This window comes from Alcanivorax sp. HI0044 (assembly GCF_001634945.1).
Genome location: NZ_LWEZ01001543.1, coordinates 1 through 1,895 on the forward strand (window position 1 = coordinate 1; position 1,895 = coordinate 1,895).

2 protein-coding genes are annotated in these 1,895 nt (G+C 58.4%); one reads left to right on the forward strand and one right to left on the reverse strand.

Annotated features, from left to right (window positions below; all coding sequences use genetic code 11):
• On the reverse strand, positions 1-1,188 hold a 1,188-nt coding region (locus A3730_RS23285), incomplete at its 3' end, for a DUF1631 family protein (RefSeq protein ID WP_156501319.1).
• Positions 1,189-1,421: 233 nt separating this feature from the next.
• Between A3730_RS23285 and A3730_RS23290 the strand changes: the two genes are divergently transcribed.
• The coding region (locus A3730_RS23290) for an alanine:cation symporter family protein (RefSeq protein WP_197477594.1) at positions 1,422-1,895 on the forward strand (474 nt) is incomplete at its 3' end.

Consider the following 1,895-nt stretch of genomic DNA (forward strand, 5'->3'; position numbering starts at 1 on the left):
CAGGCCCTCGTCATCCAGAATGAAATCGAACAGCAGGGCCACCAGATTGATGACATCATCATCGGCCTGATCCAGGGCATGGATGGCCTCGCCGTGCTCATTGTCGAGCAGCTCGGACAGGTCCGTTTTCAGGTCGGCACGGTCTTCGCCTTCCTCCTCTCCGAGACTACGCTCTACCCGCTGCAGGCGGTTCAAGACGCCGAGCAGATCATCGGAGCTGACCTGATGCACAGACGCCGCGTTAGCCACCGGCGCGCCATTCATATAAGGCACCCCGTTCTGCATAACGGCCATGGCCGCCTCGCTGGCTACGCCCGGCGCGCCGCCTGCCCCACCATTACCCGGGCCTCCCTGCATGCCGCGCATGGTCACCAGCAATTCCTGCAATAAACCAAACATCTGATCGTTGCTGGGGCCACCGACATTCCCTGACATCGGTATCCCACCGTCAGAACCCTGGCCCTGGCTCGCCAGTGAGCGGGAGCCGGGCTTGCGTGCCGGGGCGATAGGCGCAGACTTCATTTCCGGCAACACCCCGGCATCGATCAGCACCTTGTTGGCCTCACTGACCAGATAGCCGGTTTCGGCCATCACTTCCCGCTCGAACAGCTTGAGGATGATCAGACGGGCCTTGATATCCAACGACAGCTTTTCCAGCCCTTCGCTGAAACAGGCGACCAGCTGGCGGGGTTCCAACGGGTTGTTGTGTTCGTTCACTTCCCGTTTGCTTTCAAACAGGTATTCGATGCGATGACAGAGGACCTTTAGCTGCTCGTTACAGCCATTGCGGGCCCGGCGCGCCATGTTATCCAGCGCCACCGAGGTTTCCAGCTCATCCTCATTGACCAGCGTCAGGGAATCTAGGTCCACCGGCGTTTTTTCCAGTGTCTCGGTTTCCGGGGGCCGCGCCAGGGTTAGAAATTGATGATTGATGGCCTGCTTGAAACTGCCTATCAAGCCAGCACGCTGAATGCGCAGCTCACGCATGGCCTCGAAATAGCGCTCGCGCTCTCCGTCTGTCTCTTTCTCGGCAAGGTCGTACAATTTATCATCGGCACCATCCAGCATATCTCCCAGATAAGCCCCACTAAGGGAGAGATAGCGCGCACACATCTTCTCAAGCGGCCGCGGCATGCTGCCTGGCGCTGCTTTCCCGGAAACCGGCTTTAGCTGTGTGACCTTGGACATTGCTCCCCCGGCAGGCGAACCCGCGACAGGCTGGGTGAAATACATCAAAAACTAGGGTGTGTATGGCACCAACGCTTTAATACTTTAATACGCTATCATGCATCAAGGGTAAGAATTTTGAACTAGTTGGCACTGACAGAATAGTGTGCGAGCACTCACAAACAAAACGCCCCACTTTCCCTACCCCGGAAATTCCCCTAGCCTAAGGCCTTTCGGGGCATTGGACGATAGCCATGGAACAGACGGTAACCATACTCAAACAGATTAGCGGTCTTCTGTGGGGATGGCCGGCGCTGATTCTCATCGCTGGCACAGGCATTTACCTGACCCTTATTCTCGGCTTCCTGCCCTTACGCCAGCTGGGTTTTGGCTTTCGGCAAATGCTGGGGCCGCAGCGCGGGGTGGGCACCATCGGTGCCGGCGCCGCCCTCGCCACGTCGCTGTCTGCCACCATTGGTACCGGTAATATTGTCGGCGTAGCCACCGCCATTCACTCCGGTGGCCCTGGTGCCCTGGTCTGGATGTGGCTGATCGCCCTGGTAGGCATGGCCACCAAATACGCAGAAGCGGTCCTCGCCGTTCATTTCCGGGAAAAAGATGCCGCCGGGCAATACGTGGGCGGCCCCATGTATTACATCAAAAACGGCCTGGGCAAGAACTGGCACTGGCTGGCCATCGCCTTTGCCGTCTTCGGCATGATTGCCGGC